The sequence below is a fragment of the Microcystis sp. LE19-10.1B genome (assembly GCF_027530565.1).
GTDB classification, from domain to species: Bacteria; Cyanobacteriota; Cyanobacteriia; order Cyanobacteriales; family Microcystaceae; genus Microcystis; species Microcystis aeruginosa.
Map to the genome: position 1 here is coordinate 1 of NZ_JAPZQM010000764.1, position 1934 is coordinate 1934.

General features: G+C 43.1%; 1 protein-coding gene. It reads left to right on the top strand.

From position 1 onward, the window contains the following. Window positions 1-1051, top strand: a 1051-nt coding sequence (locus O9332_RS27645) for a Calx-beta domain-containing protein (RefSeq protein WP_288028224.1), incomplete at its 5' end; no start/stop codon positions are given. Window positions 1052-1934 lie beyond the last annotated feature (883 nt).

The window sequence follows — 1934 nt, forward strand, 5'->3', positions numbered from 1 at the left end:
AGGAACCAGTGCAGCTAATGCCACTGATTTTGTGGGGGGAGTCTTACCCTCAGGAACCGTCAGTTTTGCGGCGGGAGAAACCTCGAAAGTGATTACCGTTAATGTTCAAGGGGATACCACCGTCGAACCTAACGAAAACTTTACGGTAACTCTCTCCAATCCCACCAACGGAGCAACGATTACCACTGCCACTGCTGTTGGGACTATCCAAAATGATGATGAAGGAACCTCCGTTACCCTTGCCAGTAACTACAGTGGCGTTAGTGAAAACGGCAAAACTAACCTCGTCTATAACTTCACTCGTTCAGGAGCCACCACTAACTCTTTAACCGTTAACTTTACCCTTGGTGGTACGGCAACTCGCGGCAATGACTACAATGCCTACGGCGGGAATTTTGTCTCACCAACAACGGGTAATATTGTCTTCGCATCTGGTCAGACAACGGCTCAGATCGAGATCGTGACCACCGGAGATACCGTCAAAGAAGCCAATGAAACGATCGCCTTTACCCTAGCAAGTGGCACTGGCTATACCATTGGCACACCAGGTGCTGTCACCACTACGATCCTGAATGATGACGGTGTTCTCAATCAACAGGGAACCACGGGTAACGATGTGATCGAAGCCGGAACTACCCGCAATCTGAGCGGTCGAGCGGGCCATGACATTTTGATTGGTTCCAATGCCAGCGATATGTTAGTAGGTGCTGCAGGGAATGACACGATTACCTCTGGTGCTGGTTTTGACGTAATTGCCTATAGCCTTGCCAGTGAAGGCCAAGATACGATTACGGACTTCAACGTTTTCCAAGATACGCTCCAAGTCTCGGCGGCGGGTTTTGGTGGCGGATTAATCACCGGTGAAAGTATTGCGGCGGCTCAATTTGTCTTGGGAACCGTCGCCACGACGGCCAGCCATCGCTTTATCTTTAATAAACCAACAGGCCAACTCTTCTTTGATGTGGATGGTAATGGTTCATCGGTTCAGACTCTCTTGGCGACCTTGACTCCTAACCTTAACTTGACAGAAGATAATATCTTCGCGGCTTAGATGACTTGAGGCTAAGTGTCAACATAAACCGGCTGGGAAAGAATAATCTGGCTCAGAGATTGCTCAGTTTTCCCGCCGGTTTTCCATTGTGTGTCAAAAAAGTGAAGCAAATATTAATTGTTGTTCAAACAATTGATTCGGGCGGGAGTTTACGGTAATTATAAGCTAAGTCGCATTTTAACCGCCTATTCAGAAGTGTTGAATCCTGCAATAAAACTTCACAAAACCAGTATTTTACAGTGCTAAATTAGATTGACTATTGAGAATGGAGTCAATAATCAGTCCTTTTTGGTATCATCAGAGCGAATACATAACTTGGTCATGATCTTCAAAATCTTAACATTCAAGTATGAAACACTTTTTGAAAAAAGGTATAAGGGTTTTGTTGATTTTTTAGTATTTATGTATCGTGTAAGTCCAGTAATTGATCCCCTTTTTCTTGGCATAATCTGATAGTTTCATTGGAACTGTAAGGTAAACTTGCACTAACCACAGTAGCAGTTGTTTGCTGTTATTTGCGTATATTTTCGACAAAACTTGACAATACTTCTGAGTTTCTTCATTATTCTCAACAATACTTTTCTTATTGCTGTTACTCATCAGGCTCTTGGATAAATTTAAGAAAAAAATTTTTTTGTTAGACTTGACTTGTCTAGTTGTAATTACAGGTGGATAACAAATTTAGCCCCAGGGCAGAAAGGTTGGGCTTGTCTTTTTCCCTAACCATAAACAGAAAGAATTCAACCCACATTCCGCACCCTAAAGTGTCACATTGAAAATTTTATCTAAATCGTCAAAACGATTGCCGGCTCTGAATTACAGGCTAATTTGTTTGCCCAGCAGATGCACAATTAGCCCTAAAAATCTGATAACTCTGATACCA